We start from the raw sequence: 16754 nt of genomic DNA, 5'->3' as shown, positions 1-16754 counted from the left end.
AAAGGGCGCCTTAATTTGTTCCTGACAAATTAATCGAACCGAACAGGTTCAGCTGCTTTGACCGCCATGGATGGCGGAAATGCAGATATTGCAGGAGCAAATATCTGCCGCCATTTAAGCTACATGGGCAAAATTTGGTTGACGTTGTCGGTTTCGAACCAACTACCCCCGGTGTGTAAAACCGGTGCTCTCCCGATTGAGCTAAACGCCATTTTTTTGGTCGGAGGTATGGGAGTCGAACCCATCTATGCCGGATTAAAAGTCCGGTGCTCAGCCGCTAAGCCAACCTCCAATTAATTGGAGCGGTGTAAGGGAGTTGCGATATGCGTCCATGCATATCGTCTCTTCGAGATTGCCTTGCGGCAACCAAATTTGATCCTTCAAATTTGTCGAACCCTACATTCGGTTAGACACATGGATGTGTGGTATGCAGATTTTGCAGGAGCAAAAATCTGTCAACACCGCGCTAAATTGGTCGGAATAGTAGGATTCGAACCTACGACCCCTTGGTCCCAAACCAAGTGCTCTCCGCAAACTGAGCTATATTCCGAAAAAATAAAATCTTTGGCGGCTCATACCGGATTCGAACCGGTGATCTCTCGGCTGACAACCGAGCGCATTCGGCCTGACTATGCTAATGAGCCATTTAAAAAGAAACGCTTGAGATTACAGCGTTGGTATCGAACCTTTCGGAACCGTACCGATTGCTTTGCCGGCAATCGTTAATTCCTTGCCCACTTAAGCTTCCCGAGGAACACCCAAGTAATTCGACATGGCTGCCTTTTTTTAGGTGTGGCGTTACACCTGTCGCGTTTTGCTATTCTGCCCTTCGGTTACCGCGAGCCTTGCGAGCTCTGAAGGTTTGCCAACCAACGTGCACCTTGTGACAGATGATCTTCCAGCTTGCGACCAGTTGATCAGCCTTGTTCTACTTACGTAGCAAGGCCTTAAGTCATTTTCACAAAACACCGGACGTGTCTTTGCATTTTTCATATTTGAAATACCGGAGTTGAACCGATTACCTATTGATTAAAAGTTAATCGCTCTAACCAAATGAGCTAATTTCTCAACCTACTGCGGCGAGCACGTCCTGTGGTTTCGCCTGCTTTTGACAGACCAAATGCCACTCGCCACATGTCTTTCAGCTACCGCTTACTCGACGGTTTTCAAAGTGTCGGTGATTTCTCCCGAAACTTTTCAACTGCACAAACGCACTTTCTTGTGAATCGTACCTTTGCACTACCCTTCGCCTATTCCAGGTAAATGTACTGGTATGAGCGTGATCCAACACCACTTGCTGATTTATCAGCCTGCATTCCCCGAAGGTGCATAAACTGATTCAAACGCTCTACATCATTCCTGGTATCTCCAACCTTGAGTTGAAGACCCGTAGGCTCGGCTTGCATGGATTGACCAGATTGCTCTGGCGGGGTTACGTAGGCGTCCCCCCTTTAAACAACTTACATTGCGCTATCTAGGCCATACCCTAAAAGCGAAAATTGGTGGACCTGGACGAGAATCGAACTCGCAACCTTCTGTTTGCAAAACAGATGCTCTCCCAATTTAGCTACCGGCCCATAATATTTGGAGCACGAGGCCGGATTTAAACCGGCGTAAAACGGGGTTTGCAATCCCGCGCATCGTCTCTCTGCCACTCGTGCATTTTAAATTGGCAGCAGTGCCAGGATTCGAACCTGAAATACGTGAGTCAAAGTCACGTGTGTTGCCAGTTACACCACACTGCTTTTTTATCTGGTCGTGGAGGGTGGACTTGAACCACCAACATCGAATTTATGAAATTCGTATTTTTCCGTTTAAACTACTCCAAGTTGTTTGGTGCAGGAGGTGAGAGTCGAACTCACAACATCTGGGATTTGAATCCAGCGCGTCTGCCAATTGCGCCACACCTGCTTTTTTAAATTGGTAGCCAGCCCGAGACTCGAACTCGGAAAATCATGTTTCTAAAACATGCATGTATGCCAATTCCATCAGCTGGCCATTAAATGGTTACTTTTACAATTTGGTGCGTTGGGAGGGAGTCGAACCCTCAAAGTAACAGGGCTTAAACCTGCTGTGTATGCCAATTCCACCACCAACGCTTTGTTCAATAATTGGAGGAAGGTAGAGGAGTCGAACCCCAGCCATATCTCTACAGCTCGCCGGTTTTCAAGACCGGTTGCCCGCCATTGGACCGTACCTTCCAATATGTTTGGCAGAAGCGAAGAGATTCGAACTCTTGAAGCAATTGTTATTACTTGCCGGTTTAGCAAACCGGTGCCTTCACCGCTCGGCCACGCTTCTATTTAATTTGGTGAGGATGGGTGGAGTCGAACCACCAAAGCTTTCGCCACGAATTTACAGTCCGCTAGAGTCGCCGCATCTCTTCTGTGCATCCCCATATTTGGCTACTACGCTTGGCTTCGAACCTAGATCTTCCCGGTTAACAGCCGGGCGCTTTACCAGTTAAGCTACGTAGCAATCAAAATTGGTGTAGAGAACTGGAATTGAACCGGGATCTCCTGGGCTTCAACCAGGCGCTCTCGCCATTTGAGCTATCTCTACGAAAAATGGTTGCGGAGGCCCCATCTGTTTTAATCAAAAGGGCACAGACGTTCTTGGACTTATGACTATTTTGTGTGGAACAAAATTAGGCATCGCCTAGAAGTTTGCGAAGCAAATTACCTACATGGATGTAGGTAACCCATCCCGCGTGATGACTGCTTCACTACTTCGCCTTAAATTTTTTGGCACGCCAGGTAGGATTCGAGCCTACGTAAACTGGTTTTGGAGACCAGTGCATTACCTCTCTGCCACTGACGTATCAAATTGGTGGACATGACGGGATAAGCAAAAGTACGTCCTGTACTTTTCCCTTCGGGTGAAGTTCAGCTCAAAACGCTCCAAGCGTTTTTTCGAACCCGCGAAAGGAAACAACTGAAGCATTACTTTCAGCAAAGCGAATTACTTGGATAACGCGCGCCAGCTGACACCCGCCGTAGAGCATCGAGCCTGCATCCTCAACCATGCGTAATTGCTTATTTCAGTAACCTCCGGTTTTACCCGGCTACCCTTAACCTAACGTTTTTGGTAGTGGTTCTCCATTCTCGCCTGCATGCCCAATTAAAATGGTGTTCCCGAGCGGAATCGAACCGCCGTTTCCTGGTTGAAAGCCAGGTGTCTTCACCGTTAGACCACGGGAACTTGGTCGGCACAGTTGGATTCAAACCAACATCTGCACCCGCTTTCCATAAATAAAAAGGGGAGTGAGCTTTGTCGTTAAGTCCAGTGCCGAAATTAAAGCGACCAAATTGTTAAATAACTGATACCGTGTCGGTGGGTATCGCACCTAAAATTTTTGTTTCCGTGCGTCCTCTGCACGCTTGGCAATTCCTATTGCAGGAAACAAAGCTTTTATCGAGGTAATTGCTGTTTTCAGACGTTCTGCCCTTCATGGCATACAGTTCGTCCAGAAACTAAAAAACCCCGATTGTTGCCAACCGGGGTTTTCGTGTTCACCGGAAGGCACAGCCTTCCGTTAAAGAAAAACTGTTTACATTAAGTTGTCACTATCATTCATCACGCAGGTGTTCTCTATCCCACTACGGAGCCCGCTTGTACTTTTGGATGGCGTATACCAGGCCGATAAATAAAAATGCTTGTTATGTTGTTGATAGTTAAAGTTCATAATTTTTTACTTAATGTTTTTTGTTCGTGTTGCGAATCTGTTTTAAACGATACGCGTTGGTTTTTTTCTTTGCAAACTTAATTTATGGTCAATTTTTCGCTGTATTTCAGAAAGTTATATGGCTTATATTTTCTTTAGGGTGAGATATTCCCTATCGCTTAAAATCGCAATATTTTGGGAAGGGGTTATCGGAGAAAAATTGATAACAACTCAAAATTTCCCTACCGGTTAGATCACACTATTCATCTATAAAAAAACGTTCTAAGCCTCATATAAAATAAATTTGTTTTTCCTCTTGTATTAATAAAATTGGTGGGCCGTGAGAGAGTCGAACTCTCGTAACTGGCCTATGAAGCCAGCGTTCTAACCGTTTATCTCCATGGATGGAGTGTATGCCGAGGCTAGTATGGAGCAAGCTCGGTGAACTAACGGCCCTTAAACTCTTACTTACAATTGACTCACTCCATCCTGGTGTTCGGGCTGTGCTCGCCGTCACTGCGTTCCTGCGCCAAACCATTTTGTCTGGAACAAAATTGAATAGCGAATGCTACCCAAAGGGTGAATGCCAAGGAGAGCATTCATTAATTTGTTCCATACAAATTTTTTTCAGGCGAAAAAAAACCCGAAAAGCGTTTTTCGCCTTCCGGGTTTTCTGTTTGATTTACTTAAACTGAAGCTGGAAGGCAAATCGCCTACCAGAATCTTTGTCTAGCAGGCAACGTATGGACGTGGCAGATCTCCATGAGCATTACATATCGCTCTGGATTCCCGCGTAATAAAACTACTCTGCTTCGAATATAAGTGAATCATTGTTCTACCAAATATGTTAGTTGCGCGAATTATAAGCGTCTTAATGTGAAAATCAATTGATTTCTCATGAAATTTTGTTTCTTAGATCAATGTGCCCAAAAACAAAAGTAAAAAAACCTGTTTTAAATCGTGGTTTGGGTGTTCTCATTGTTGGTAGCTTATATCGTATGAGATATTGAATTAGTAGGAATCAATTTTTCTATCATTCAATTAATTATGTATCCAGGTGTTAGCAATCATCTTGCCCTTGTCTGGTATCAAAGATCTCTAATTTACTCCTGTGAGGCATGAGTCATTACTACTGCCAGATTCCACAACCTTAAGGTTTTTAGAGGGCATAGGGGAATACACTTTCCTGTCAGCGCGTAGCCAATGACCAATTCCTAAAGCATGCTATGAGGAGCACGAAAAATCGAATAGCTAAATTCAGATGTCGATGAGCTAACGCGGGATCAACTTTTTGGTTTTGATTGTGAATATAAGCATATCTGCTATCTAAAAAGCGATTGGGTGCCACGAAGTGTAACGATTGGTCATGTTGAAACCTTGACCAAATTGGATAAAGGAAAGTGCTGTTCCGCGCAGAAGTATTTAAGAAATCGTTTCACACGATTTTGTTATCTGGGGAGAGCACAAACAAAAAGAGCTGGTCGTTTTTACATATTCACTCAATAATTGTCTTTAGGTTTCGCTCATCTCTTGTCGAATACTGTGTACGGGGTTCGTTTTTATGCGTGAAAAACGAACCCCAAATTAGTCTTTACCCATAAAAATGTCTTGGGTGTGTTTCTTTTCATCCGGTATTTAACGAGATTTCAGATGTATACATGCATAGGCGTAATTTGTTTCGCATACCTTATTTAGTTATTTTTTATCGCTGCAACGATATCTTCAAACGTCTTTTTTCCATTTTTGGATTTCAAGTAATTATTGGTAGTTGCAATTAATGCGTTAATATTTTCTGGTGAAATATTGTCCATTTGATCCTGTTTGATGGTTAACTTGGGCTCCAGCCTGTAATACTGTAAACCAGCCTTCTCTAGCGCTTTGAGTTGATTATCGGAGACCATTTGCACTGCACTTAGTACAACACTTAGCAAAGCTCCCCTGGTATGGGCCTCACCTTCCAAATCATAAAGCTTTTCCACGACCCAGGGTACAGTACTCCAGTTACCATCTTTGGGGGTATCATCTGTTGCGTTGTTATGAATACCCACACCCGCACTTCCAGGGTATATCCCGGTACCTAGGGAGATAACAATAATATCTTTGAGATCCTTGGCCAGGCCTGTGCGCAGCGCTTCTGCCACTCCCCATACGGCCGGATCGTTAGACATCGTTCCTCCATCAATAACCCATTTTTCCGGCATAGGTGAACGCAAACCTTTTCCACCACCTACGTGGGCCACAGGGAAAAAAGTGGGCGCAGCACTGGTGCCTCGTGCAGCTTCCCATACCATGTAGTTGTGCTTGGTTTTGTCTTGAGCTGCGTCGAACCAATTGAATAAGTAAGGGCCGTAGTCTTCTCCTTTAACCGGTGATGCCACTATATCGCCCTTGCTGTTTACAATATAAGCTGTGGTGAACATTTGGCGAACACGTGAATCTGGCAAAAGACGAATATGAGCATTGCTTTCTGAAAGTGAGGTTGTTTTTCCGAAGGTTTTTTGGAGAAAAACTTCAATGCCTTTTCCGCTGCCATTGTCTACACTGTATGTAGCGCACATTTCCACTAGGCACTCTTCAGGAGTAAAAATATCACTGCCATTATTTTTGTAAATTTGCACAATCTGTTCAGCAGTGCGAGGTAGCTTGTCCTTTTGTTTTATGCTGGTCAGCGCGGCAGAAATAATCCCCCCGGTGGACGTGCCCCCAATGACATCAAAAAGCTGATAAGACTGTTTTCCAAGAGAAGTCTCTATATGCTGCAAAAACGTTGCGGGAATGACTCCTTTTATACCGCCGCCATCCAACGCCAGTACAATCACTTTTTTTGTTGGTGTATTTTTTTTAACGGAGTGTGGTTCTTTGGCGAAGGTGAATCCAGATACTAAAATCACATTGATAATCAGGAATGCAGCCATTTTCTTGCTTATCATACGTCTCCCCCTTGGTTTTTTTTATGAGACGTTGCAACACTAACGCTCAGAAATTTGGATGGCAACCAGTATGTATTCTATCGAACTTGTTTGGCGTCTATTTTTTTAAACGGTATTTGTGCCGAATTGTGGATCGCACTAGAGGTAAACAATAGTCAGGGTGTGTAGCCTGCTCTGGAAAGATAAGCAATTTGCTGACTGAGTAAAATGGTGGTTTATACTTCTTATACTAGATTGCCGTAAGCTTGATTAATGGCGTTTGCTTATAGCCGCAAAGGGGATTGTCTGAGTACAAAGCGGCAAGGCGTCTAATATGAAACATGCAAAGTCACAGCGTAATACCTGTTTTTTTGAATGAGAAGTGAATAAAACAATAAGATGTTGAAAATATGAGTACGTTAACCTCATCGCTGCAAAGAGATTTTCAGCTTAAATCGATGTTCCGGCTTTCTATCACAGCGGGGAGTGTGTTATTTCCTATCGCTATTTATCACTTGTTCTATAATGACGTTCAAATAGGCTGTGGTGCTTTAGTTATATCGCTGAGTTTATTTTTTGGTAGCTGGAGTTGCTATAAAAAAACCTATAGATCTATCTACACGTTTTTTCTACTTATTCCGTTTTCGACTTTCTATGTAGCTTATCAAATGACCACTGTGGGAATAAGTTTTAGCTACTGGAGTTATCCCACTATCTTGTTGTTTTATTTTATGTTGACGGAACGCCAGGCGTGGTTATCCAACATTCTGTTTGTACTTGTTACAGTTCCACTCGCTTGGCACCTTTTTGAAGTGCGAGAAGCAGCGAGGTTTGCGGTTACTCTCCTTGCAGTCAGCGCGTATGCGGCGGTTTTCCTTCGTGTTATATCCAAACAAAATGGCGAATTAAGCCAGCTTGCGATTACAGACCCTTTAACTGGTGTGTACAACAGGTCGCTACTGGAGGATTCTTTGGATAAAGCGCTACATCAATCTGGCCGAACAGGTACTGCATTCACACTCATTGGAATAGATATCGATAATTTTAAACAGGTAAATGATGAGCTGGGCCACGATACCGGTGATTACATTCTTATGCGGTTGGGCACATTCTTAAAGAGCTTCTTCCGAGAGAGCGATAGAGTGTTTAGGACGGGCGGAGAAGAGTTTATCGTACTCGTCCATAATTCTGATGAGGTCTGTTGTATTGATCTTGCTGAAAAAGTAAGGAAAGAGATTGAAATTCTCTCATTAATACCCGGTCGTAAAATAACGGTCAGCATTGGTGTGGCTGGATCAGGCTCTGAAAAGGATTGGAAGGTGTGGATGAAAAGGTGCGATGAGAACTTATACGAAGCCAAAAATAGTGGCCGTAATAAGGTGGTTGCGGTTTAACCTCGTTGGGTTTTCATCTTTCTAGGTTTTATAAATTTCAGCGTTTTCATATCTCAAAAGTTATCCTTTCGTTACAGAAGAGTTACACCGGCTCAAAGCTTTTCAACGAGGTATGCCTTAAACTTCTCACCGGTGCCCATTACGGTTATTCCTTGTCTAGCAGGCCGTGCAAGCTTGTGCCTTTTAGCAGGTGAGATAATAAGTGTTCACCTGGAATGCTGCCGCCGTGCAGGGTTTCACTTGCTTTTAAGATTACGCGAATATCGTCTTTGGATGGAAACACTTCAGGAGGTTGCTTGTCGGCAATGCCGAGTAATTTGTAGACCGCCATTATTGCCGAACGAACCGAATACTCAACAGTAAATACGCAATCTTCTGGTATCTCGGTGAACTGCCCGAGAAATGCAAGGTTTTTACTTCCCTCGGGAACGACTTCGGGGCGGTCGCCTTTGACGCGGGGTAAAAACTGGCTGGTGATATAGGGCATCATGCAGGGAATGACCTTGGTCGTTTTCAATATTTCCGGAATCTGGTCTTCGGCACCCCAATGGTAAAGTAACTCTTTAAGTAGCTCTTCACCGGTGCAATCACACATTTTCTTTTTCACGTAATCACCGACGTTATCTGGAAATAATCCATAAGCCCAGATCGCGAGTACATTCTTATCCGGTTGACCATCGTACTCTTTTGGTTGGTGGTCACCCACTGGCTGGCTTCTGTATTGAGGCTGGCGGTTGCAGGTCACACTCATTAGCCAGCTGGAATCTTTGATAGTCATGATGCCGCCTGTGACGGCTTTATGGGAGTATGGGTCTACACCGGTGAACTTCTCTAATAAATTCGCTATGGGGGAGTCGGTAGCAGTAATGGTAAAAGAAACAAACTTGCTTTTATCTATGTTCGTACAGAAAACATCGGGCTTGCCAAAAGCGGGGTCTTTGGCTGCAATTTTTCTCCACAGGCTCCAACAGGCCCCGGTTTCGGTGTTAAGAATGGCTGGTGCATTATTATTGCCGGTGGATGAATTCTCGGTCATTGAACCGTTGGTAACCAACACCAAATCATCTTCAGTTGTGTCGATGGTTTCTTCTTTTGCCTCGGTACTGGAATCGGAAGTACGAAGAAGATGGATCGCAGTGACAACCTTTTCGTTGTTTTCAATTTTAATATCCAGATCTGTCACCTGAGTGTTTAAATCAAAATTAACTCCTTGATCTTTCAGCCATGTTTGCAAGGGCAATACCATAGATTCGTATTGGTTGTAGGTAGTAAACAAGATATTTTCCAGCCTGCTCATAGTGGGCATCAGGTGCATAAAGCGCTGCATATAGCGCCGCATCTCAACCACGGAATGCCATGTTTCCATGGCAAACATGGACGTCCAAAAAAACCACATATTGGTTTCAAAGAATGAGCTTGAAAAGAACTCTTTTACTGTCGTTGCACCTAACTCTTCTTCGGTTTTTATGGTTAGCTTAGTGAGCTCCAGAACATGTTTTAATGAAAGCCCTAATGAAGAATCTCGATCTGGTTCACCGCAGTTGCTCATGAGGCGGCACTTGGAAGAATTTGGGTCCCATTGGTTTACATCACGAATCGTTTTTAGAACGGTATTGTTCGGGTCTGGAACAAGTTCAGACGTCCCGTCATCATTTCTTTTAGTCATTAGGTCTGGAATGAACGAATAAAGATCCCAGGTGCACTCATAATGCGCTTCCATTTCACGACCACCGCGCATAATGTATCCATCATTGGCATTGCCACTTCCATCCAGACAACCACCGTTGATATCCAGTTGTTCCAAAATGGTGATTTTATCCCCGGCCATATGACCGTCCCTAATCATGTATGCAGCAGCAGCTAACGAAGCAATACCTCCGCCAACAAGGAAAGCGCGTTTTTTTTCTATACCCTGCTTTCGGGACGCAATCACTTTGGTGTAGTTCCCAATCATAATTCGTTCACTCCTATTAAAGTGCCATGTTTTTTTTCTTGCCGATAAATACCCGTGGTAAATCAGATTTGAAAAGCAATAGATACCTATAGCAAAAGGTTACAAAACCCTTTTCGAATTTATAGGTGTAGCGTATATAGAAAACGGCGTAGATTTTTTTATCCTTTGTATTAACGCTACTTAGAATTATTGCTGTCCGTGCGCCTCAATGGACGTATATTTGAGGGTGTGTACTATTTATAGTACAAAATTTGAGGGTACTTGCAGAAAATTGCTTTTTGGCTCCTTATTTCTTTAATACACAGATTGATGTTGGATAAATATGTGCGGATAAGTTAGCTTTTTCTGGGAGTAAGCGAGCAATAAATATATGCAAATTACTAAGCCGAGATTTCTTATCAAACTTAAAAATGAAGAATACGGTATAGCAAGGCACTGCTAAGTAGGGTTGAATTGTATACCCCGCTGGAATTCAGCGGGGTATTTTGATATTACTTGCTAAAGAACTTTCTTCTTGAGGCGAAAACTGCAATCGCGCCGATAAATAGTAGTGCTATCGATCCAGGCTCAGGAACTTTCACTAAAGACGTAAGTTGACCAAAGACTGATCCAGCTACATGCTCTCTCCCGTTTTGCCAGTCGGGGTGGTTAGGGTCAGTAAATCTAAAATCAATTATTGTGGCCGGTACCTGATTGAATAATTCTTCCAGATCAAAATTCGCTAGACTTGCACTCATCTCGTCGAGAAGATCCATCCCGGATGCTCTGGAACTAAAAGTCAAAGAATGTGGGTAATATCCATTTACATAATAATCATCAGGAATCTCACCTGAAGGTCCAAATTCTCCAGAATTTCCTGTTGAACTGGGGTAGTTGTTTTGTCTAAACTCAAATCCCTCATTGCCTTCAGCCCATAAGGCAGAATAGCTGCCTGCCCAGGAACCCGGTATCGATTCGAGGTAGGGCTGGTAATCATATGTACCGCCTTGGTAGTCGAACGATAACGAAAAGTCTGTAACAAGCCCTGAGAACCGGGTGGATGACAAATATGAGCCTGCATTTACGGCTGCTTCGGAGTCGATGGTAATGCCACCAGTAAAACTGGCTCCGGAAAAAGGCGAATTTCCGTTGGAATTATCAAAATAGGATTGGAATACCTCTCCGGAAAATTGGTAGGAAATAGGCGCTGCTGTTGCAGCCGAGCTGAATAAAATTAGACATGAAATCCAAATATTTCTAAACATAGTATAACTCCCTAAAAAACTGTAGCACTACAATATACTACAGCCCATTTATGTCAATATTCTTGATGGCAAAGGAGTAGACAATCAACTCCCAAGTTTAGTTTCCTTGTTAAACTTTGGTTAAAGTTCAGTTTTTTATCTGGTGTTCTCCCGTACTTTTTTATTATTTTAACGAGCATTCAAATACTGTTGTGTTTCCGTTTGGTGATTCCTGAGAGTTTCTGTTTCATGTTTAATAAAGGTGCTTCTTGCGTTAATAGTATATTCAAAAAAATAAAAGTTGTACTTGATGCCTGATAGTTCGATCAGCGGAAGATAAGTTCTTGGTCACACATGTGACAGCAGAGCTTGCAGTCCGGCTTCTGCTGCAAGCTCTTTTATGAATCGGCGAGCATATTGATGAGTATTTTAAACTGAGTGGGTTTGATGGCGCTTCAGGTGCGTAGTCTATAATGACAATATTTCATTGGCATTCAAATCGACCCTCATCTGAGAGGTATTTTGAGATTCTGTTCTAAAAATTTACGAACATACTCACGTAAATATGAATCAACTTCGTACAGAAGCAATCTAAATAACGCAAGGAACAAGCAATGGGACAAATAATTGAAGAGTTGTATTTCGATGAGATGCCAACGAATCTCTATCGTCACGGGAGTGCAACAAGTGCTCAAATGCATAAACCTCGTACAATGCCTCCTCGTGACGCCGCTCAGGTTCACGATTTAAAGATATTTGAGAAAAATGGTGAGTCGTGGGTTGATCATGAGTCCGGTGGGATATCACTATTTAATAAGCCTAACCCTCGTTTTGGGAATCGCTGGTGGAAATTGCCTAAAGGGACTAAGATCCCACCTGCATTTCGTGTAAGTAGAGATAAAGGTATTAATAAAATTACAGGTCAAATTCACTATACAATTCGCCCAATGTACGATATGCCATTGGCGACCTTTGTGCAGCATTTGAAAGAGTTTTCAAAGTTTGCTGTTCCTGATTTTGACGTTCCAAAGCAAGGAGTAAAGTAAGTTGGAATTTGGTGAAAAAGAAAAAGTTGTCATTTTGGCGGCATTAAATCAATACATGGCTTCTATTGAAAAATCACTAAATGATGGTGAATTGGACGAGGAAGAGAGCGCAGATTTAGTTAATGATGCCAGCCTGCTTGAAATAATTATTTCTCGATTTGAAGATGAAGCATAATCTTGAGTGTGGCTAGGTTGAAAAATGGGTTTTCTGACGAACTAGAAGAAGCTAAAAGCTCCTTGAGAGAAAATTTGGGGGTGTCTCCGACCCCTTTTTTGGTTTGAGGCAAGGAAAAGAGTTGGTTTTGATAGATGCTAGGGCGGAAGGTAAACCATATTGATCAAATGCCTAGTTGGCAATGGTAATGCTTTCAGGAGCTGGTATGGAAGAGAAAGAAAACAATGGAAAATTAAAAGGCGATGTTCAAAAAATTAACGTGCTGAGCATTTTGAGGAAGGTCGCCCTGTATTTATCGCCTGTTTTTGTGTACTGGGTATATGCATCGGGGAAAAGCTTCTCAAGCGGATATTATTCCGGGTATGGAATTAGTAGCAATTATTTTCCGGGTGATTCTTATAATTATTTGTACAATGCATTTGTAGGATCAAGTTTTCTATTTTTTGATGTTTTGAACGCTTTTGGCGAGATTGCTTCGTATTTTGTTCCAGGTATTTTATTCTTCATTATGATCATCAGTATTTTGACTAGCTATGATGATAGCCGGGAGAGAAAAAATAAAGACGGGGAAGAAAAAAAGAAATCCCATTTTGTTATTGAGGGTCTTGCAACCGCTTTTTTTGCTTGGATATTTGTGTTCGTAATAATTCTAGGAGCGTTCTTCGTATTCTCTATCATATATCAGTTTCCCATATCCTTTTATAAGTATGGAGAAGACTACGCGATTAAAGAGAAGGATGGTTATATATCGTGTTTCTCTAAGCCTGTTAAAGAACGCGAGCACGAGTGTACATGTGTATATGAGAATGATAAATTGATCTCAGCAGGTAATTTGGTAGATGTCTCTAAAGACTGGATTGCGATTTATCATGCTGATTCGGTTAGAGGAGAGTCCCCAAATGGTAAAGTCATTCTCACTGTTGGTAAAAGTGACTTTTGCGAGTCTAGCATTTATTTAGATAAGAAGTAAAAAACTGGGGTCTGTCCCAAATACCGCTAGTCCGAATAACTACGTTTATATGATATTTTAATAGAGAAGCAGTGCATGCAGCAAGGAGTGATTCAGTGGATCACCATAATGTGAACTATGGTCCAGATCATATTTACAATGATCTAATTAATGACAAAAAAGGGGTTGAATCAAGTTTTACTTTGGAGAGTCCTTTGGTTGGTTTGCCAAAAATTATCGAGATAATCCAGAAACTGGAGGTTGAAGACTCTGAATAATAGGAAATCCAAATATCCATATAATGAGTTTTCTGAACAAGAGTTTAATAGGTCAGAAGCTCCCATAGCTCACGCACCCGTTTTTCTTCCAAAATTACTTCCCTGCTCAAAATGTGGAAAATCGATACCAGTTAATTGGTTGGAGAAAAGATGGCTGCAAACCAATATCGGTACCTTTGAGGGAATTAAGTATGCGAAAAGACTCAGTTTTTTATTCGATTGTGACAGGTGTGATGGCTCATGTGAGTGGAAGATTAAGCACGTAGAGCCAATTTCGAGATACAGTTTTTTTGGTGATGAGGCTTTCAGGCATGTAAACGGATATACGATATGCACTTTTGGATTGGTTGGTACTAATAATAATTATTTGGATGAGTTAAGAAGCTGTTTGAGAAGTATTAAGAAGGAGCTTCTTCCTAGTGTATCTCCAGATCACTAGCCTTTGCATATAAAAGACTTTTACCAAGAGGGAAATAGAAAAAGAAGTAGATACTTTAAAACGTGGAATGATGAAGATGCTAGAGACGCACTGAAATTTGCACAGGGTAAGATTGCAGATTTATCAGATAAAATCTATCTGGGCTGTAGTGTTGGTATTGCGAAGAAACCTGGCCTTCTAAAAGTTGAGAAATTTGAAAAATATTTAAAGCATACCTGCTTTTGGTATTCATACGTGCATCTTCTTGATATGTCATGCAAAGTTGGGGTGATACCAGACTACTTTATAGAGTCTGATGGGAAGGATGGCTGGGGAAGGCAACAGTTCATAGGAATAAAATACACACCACTATTTGTTGAGCTTTCGAGATGCAATAATATTGCACCACCCCGTTTCCTTCGTAAGAAACCATCAATACTATTTGAACTGTCCGATGTGATTGCCTTTTCGGCTGCGCGAGAGGCATTCAAACGTATCGATAATAAGGAGCCAGATGTATCCACTAGTGGACTAGGTAAAATAAACTGGTATGGTTTTGATTCAGAAGGAAACCCATTGATTTCAGAGTCTGCTGGTTACCCTTGGAAGGAGTTTCATGAAATTCCAGACAGGTACTAGAAGCTATTAGAGAAATCAAGCCTAAGGTTGTTCTGTGCGCCCTGTTGTTTAAAGTAAGCTTTACCTAGGCTATCAAAAGCAATCCTTCCTTTCTCGATAACCCCAATTGAAGGTTCCCAGATAGAAAACACCAGAGGTGTTCTTGGTATATCAGTAATACCTATATTCAGCTTTTTGGTCATATACTTCGCATCATCTTCCGTATTGTGCAGGCTGATCCACAAAAAACTCGAAGTATTCATTACTGATTTATCCACTTCCTGTCCTCGTTGAACTGTTGCTAGAAGCGTAGCCCCCAGCCTTAAAGATTGATTAATCAGTACCCCCCAATAACCCTAAGCTTTTGTGCAGTTGGTTACCGCTGCTAATTCCTCCACAATAATGGTGGCAGGCTTTTCGCGGTTCTAAGTATGATCAAACCTACAAATTGGTCAAATTTCTATTTATTGAAATCGGAGGGTACTTCGGTATTTTTGCGTTACCCGATACACATGGAATATGTGTTTACAAAACATGCTTTGAACTAGACTTCCTCAAATTCTTCTGGATCGGAATTTGAAGGTTGTGGCGCTGGTTTTGGCCATTGAATACGAAGTTGGTTGGTAAAACTTTCTATATCTATAAAAGCCACTACTTCTCCACCATTTGTTAACTCCCACTTACAGTTTCTCCACTCGATGAATTCTAGGAAGCCTGCACCTTCGCCGTGCTTTACCGCGGCATAATAAAGCCCCTCAAGCGTAGGTGTTCCATAATCCCAATCTAAAATAATTTCTGCTTTCATGATATTTCCTTAATATTCTGTTCTAAATCTTTCTGCTATTTCGGCCAGTTGGGGTAAATATTGGTTTTCAAGGTTGTAAGGCCCTTGAGTCTTCGCAAAAAGCAGAAGTTGGTGTTTATTCTTGTCGATAAAGTCATGGCAGTTAATTGTTTGTGCTAAACAAGGTAGATAGATAATGTGGGGGGAAAGGGATCCTTTCGCAAATTAGCACTTGCGTTGCCGAAGTTGTGGCTGTGAGGCGGAATTGCTCGGCCCATCCATGGGTCTCGGCCTTCGGCTTGCCTTACGGCAACCAAAAATGCTCCCGGCATTTTTGTCGAATCACCGACACGGGGATTTTCAAGCCTCGCCAGAGCACCCCTATACCGCTCTATGCCCCGTGGTTACTGGGTTTGTAACTCTACGTTTCCCTATTTTTCACTAAAAAGTGGCCCAAATGTGGTACCCAAAACTGGTCTTCAAAAATGCCTTTTCTACTGTTGACCTGAGAAGACTATGTTTTGTACTATTCAATCTAGGCTTGAAAACCAGCGCCAGCCATCGGCGTAAAGACTTCTTTTCTAATTTAGTAATATCTTCTTATACGCGAGAAGAAATAGGTGGCTTATCTCGCTTGGAGCTATTGCTATGTCTGAATTTAATCGACTTAAGTTACTTGCAAAATTAACTAACACTAAGCAGTTTGGTATAGGCCATTGCCAAAAGCTTGAACTATTAGTTGACCTGCTTTCTGACGCGGAAAGCGTAAATCATTTCTCCTCTGAAAATACTGAACTGAAGCTGCCGACTTGCCCATTGTCTTTTTTGGCTCAGATTCATTCTGCCTCTGATTATTTGAATAATTTTGAACTTGACGGGTATGACGACTACCAAAGAGTTTGGATTGCTGTATCAATTGTAAACAACCTTGTTGAGGGAGAAGATGATTGCGATACAGCTTATACAAGCTTTATGGATGGTGAATACCTTCATTTGACCTCTACAGGGGTCAATCATCCATATGTTGGGCTAGGGCGGTGGTTCGTGAAAGAGTACCCTGTCATTTATGGAACTCAAATATGGTGTTATCACGCAGAGGCTGCAAAAAAAGCGGGATTCAATACGGCAACTACGCAGGCAATTGAGGATGCGATTCGAATAATTGTCACTAAATCTCTAGATCTAGAACAGTACATATTTTTTGGGATAGGTTATCCTGACTTACCATTTTGGTACCGTTGCCTTTCCCAAAGCTTTGCAAACAGCGCTGAAGTCAGTGACTACTATAGCGGGTATGTAAAAAAAGTCTTAAGGCAACTACGAAGGGAGTTTGTTTAACAGG

Annotated in this window: 12 protein-coding genes and 20 tRNA genes; 7 read left to right on the top strand and 25 right to left on the bottom strand. The window is 42.2% G+C overall.

Features of this window, described 5'->3' with window-relative positions; all coding sequences use genetic code 11:
• Positions 1-135: 135 nt before the first annotated feature.
• The 21 genes from P5V12_RS18225 to P5V12_RS18125 form a co-directional block, all read right to left on the bottom strand.
• Positions 136-211 (bottom strand) — tRNA-Val (locus tag P5V12_RS18225).
• A 6-nt stretch (positions 212-217) separates the two neighbouring features.
• A tRNA-Lys gene (locus tag P5V12_RS18220) sits at positions 218-292 on the bottom strand.
• A 180-nt stretch (positions 293-472) separates the two neighbouring features.
• Positions 473-550: transfer RNA gene (locus P5V12_RS18215), tRNA-Pro, on the bottom strand.
• 15 nt (positions 551-565) lie between these two features.
• Positions 566-644 (bottom strand) — tRNA-Asp (locus tag P5V12_RS18210).
• An 856-nt stretch (positions 645-1500) separates the two neighbouring features.
• A tRNA-Ala gene (locus tag P5V12_RS18205) sits at positions 1501-1577 on the bottom strand.
• Positions 1578-1585: 8 nt separating this feature from the next.
• Positions 1586-1661: transfer RNA gene (locus P5V12_RS18200), tRNA-Cys, on the bottom strand.
• A gap of 9 nt (positions 1662-1670) precedes the next feature.
• A tRNA-Gln gene (locus P5V12_RS18195) sits at positions 1671-1745 on the bottom strand.
• An 8-nt stretch (positions 1746-1753) separates the two neighbouring features.
• Positions 1754-1829, bottom strand: a tRNA-Met gene (locus P5V12_RS18190).
• Between the two features lie 5 nt (positions 1830-1834).
• Positions 1835-1911, bottom strand: a tRNA-Leu gene (locus P5V12_RS18185).
• A gap of 10 nt (positions 1912-1921) precedes the next feature.
• Positions 1922-1998, bottom strand: a tRNA-Leu gene (locus P5V12_RS18180).
• Between the two features lie 23 nt (positions 1999-2021).
• Positions 2022-2099 (bottom strand) — tRNA-Leu (locus P5V12_RS18175).
• Between the two features lie 13 nt (positions 2100-2112).
• Positions 2113-2202: transfer RNA gene (locus P5V12_RS18170), tRNA-Ser, on the bottom strand.
• Positions 2203-2210: 8 nt separating this feature from the next.
• A tRNA-Ser gene (locus P5V12_RS18165) sits at positions 2211-2301 on the bottom strand.
• Between the two features lie 8 nt (positions 2302-2309).
• Positions 2310-2397: transfer RNA gene (locus P5V12_RS18160), tRNA-Tyr, on the bottom strand.
• A gap of 5 nt (positions 2398-2402) precedes the next feature.
• Positions 2403-2478 (bottom strand) — tRNA-Asn (locus P5V12_RS18155).
• An 8-nt stretch (positions 2479-2486) separates the two neighbouring features.
• Positions 2487-2562 (bottom strand) — tRNA-Phe (locus P5V12_RS18150).
• Positions 2563-2745: 183 nt separating this feature from the next.
• Positions 2746-2820 (bottom strand) — tRNA-Trp (locus tag P5V12_RS18145).
• Positions 2821-3126: 306 nt separating this feature from the next.
• Positions 3127-3201, bottom strand: a tRNA-Glu gene (locus P5V12_RS18140).
• Between the two features lies 1 nt (position 3202).
• Positions 3203-3291: transfer RNA gene (locus P5V12_RS18135), tRNA-OTHER, on the bottom strand.
• Between the two features lie 704 nt (positions 3292-3995).
• Positions 3996-4120 (bottom strand) — tRNA-Met (locus tag P5V12_RS18130).
• Between the two features lie 1235 nt (positions 4121-5355).
• Positions 5356-6594 carry a patatin-like phospholipase family protein gene (locus tag P5V12_RS18125; protein ID WP_316954509.1) on the bottom strand — a complete coding sequence of 413 codons (1239 nt, stop codon included), beginning with the start codon at positions 6592-6594 and terminating at the stop codon, positions 5356-5358.
• Positions 6595-6983: 389 nt separating this feature from the next.
• Between P5V12_RS18125 and P5V12_RS18120 the strand changes: the two genes are divergently transcribed.
• Positions 6984-7967 carry a GGDEF domain-containing protein gene (locus P5V12_RS18120; protein ID WP_316954508.1) on the top strand — a complete coding sequence of 328 codons (984 nt, stop codon included), beginning with the start codon at positions 6984-6986 and terminating at the stop codon, positions 7965-7967.
• A 145-nt stretch (positions 7968-8112) separates the two neighbouring features.
• On the opposite strand, the gene P5V12_RS18115 is transcribed toward P5V12_RS18120, so the two are convergent.
• A complete protein-coding gene (locus P5V12_RS18115; RefSeq protein ID WP_316954507.1) occupies positions 8113-9921 on the bottom strand; it encodes an oleate hydratase in 1809 nt (602 codons plus the stop codon).
• A gap of 491 nt (positions 9922-10412) precedes the next feature.
• Positions 10413-11165, bottom strand: coding sequence for a PEP-CTERM sorting domain-containing protein (locus tag P5V12_RS18110; protein ID WP_316954506.1), 753 nt, complete (start codon positions 11163-11165; stop codon positions 10413-10415).
• Between the two features lie 593 nt (positions 11166-11758).
• Between P5V12_RS18110 and P5V12_RS18105 the strand changes: the two genes are divergently transcribed.
• From P5V12_RS18105 to P5V12_RS18085, 5 genes are all read left to right on the top strand, one after another.
• On the top strand, positions 11759-12190 hold the full coding sequence (locus P5V12_RS18105; protein WP_316954505.1) for a hypothetical protein: 432 nt from the start codon (positions 11759-11761) through the stop codon (positions 12188-12190).
• A gap of 1 nt (position 12191) precedes the next feature.
• A complete protein-coding gene (locus P5V12_RS18100) occupies positions 12192-12365 on the top strand; it encodes a hypothetical protein (RefSeq protein ID WP_316954504.1) in 174 nt (57 codons plus the stop codon).
• Positions 12366-12570: 205 nt separating this feature from the next.
• Complete coding sequence (locus P5V12_RS18095; RefSeq protein WP_316954503.1) at positions 12571-13335, top strand: hypothetical protein; 765 nt, start codon at positions 12571-12573, stop codon at positions 13333-13335.
• A 95-nt stretch (positions 13336-13430) separates the two neighbouring features.
• Positions 13431-13592: a hypothetical protein gene (locus tag P5V12_RS18090; RefSeq protein WP_316954502.1), complete on the top strand. Its 162-nt coding sequence runs from the start codon at positions 13431-13433 to the stop codon at positions 13590-13592.
• A gap of 442 nt (positions 13593-14034) precedes the next feature.
• Positions 14035-14649, top strand: a complete 615-nt coding sequence (locus tag P5V12_RS18085; protein ID WP_316954501.1) for a hypothetical protein — start codon at positions 14035-14037, stop codon at positions 14647-14649.
• Here the strand turns inward: P5V12_RS18085 and P5V12_RS18080 are convergent.
• Positions 14646-14906 (bottom strand): hypothetical protein, encoded by a 261-nt coding sequence (locus P5V12_RS18080; RefSeq protein ID WP_316954500.1) that lies wholly within the window; start codon positions 14904-14906, stop codon positions 14646-14648. The two genes, P5V12_RS18085 and P5V12_RS18080, sit on opposite strands and share 4 nt — an antisense overlap.
• A gap of 266 nt (positions 14907-15172) precedes the next feature.
• Complete coding sequence (locus tag P5V12_RS18075) at positions 15173-15433, bottom strand: hypothetical protein (protein ID WP_316954499.1); 261 nt, start codon at positions 15431-15433, stop codon at positions 15173-15175.
• 627 nt (positions 15434-16060) lie between these two features.
• Here P5V12_RS18075 and P5V12_RS18070 point away from each other — a divergent pair.
• Positions 16061-16750 (top strand): hypothetical protein, encoded by a 690-nt coding sequence (locus P5V12_RS18070; protein WP_316954498.1) that lies wholly within the window; start codon positions 16061-16063, stop codon positions 16748-16750.
• Positions 16751-16754: the final 4 nt, after the last annotated feature.

It is taken from the genome of Teredinibacter sp. KSP-S5-2, from assembly GCF_032773895.1.
In the GTDB taxonomy this organism is placed as follows: domain Bacteria; phylum Pseudomonadota; class Gammaproteobacteria; order Pseudomonadales; family Cellvibrionaceae.
The sequence above is the reverse complement of the archived record's forward strand: the minus strand, read 5'-3'. Positions and strand labels throughout refer to the sequence as shown.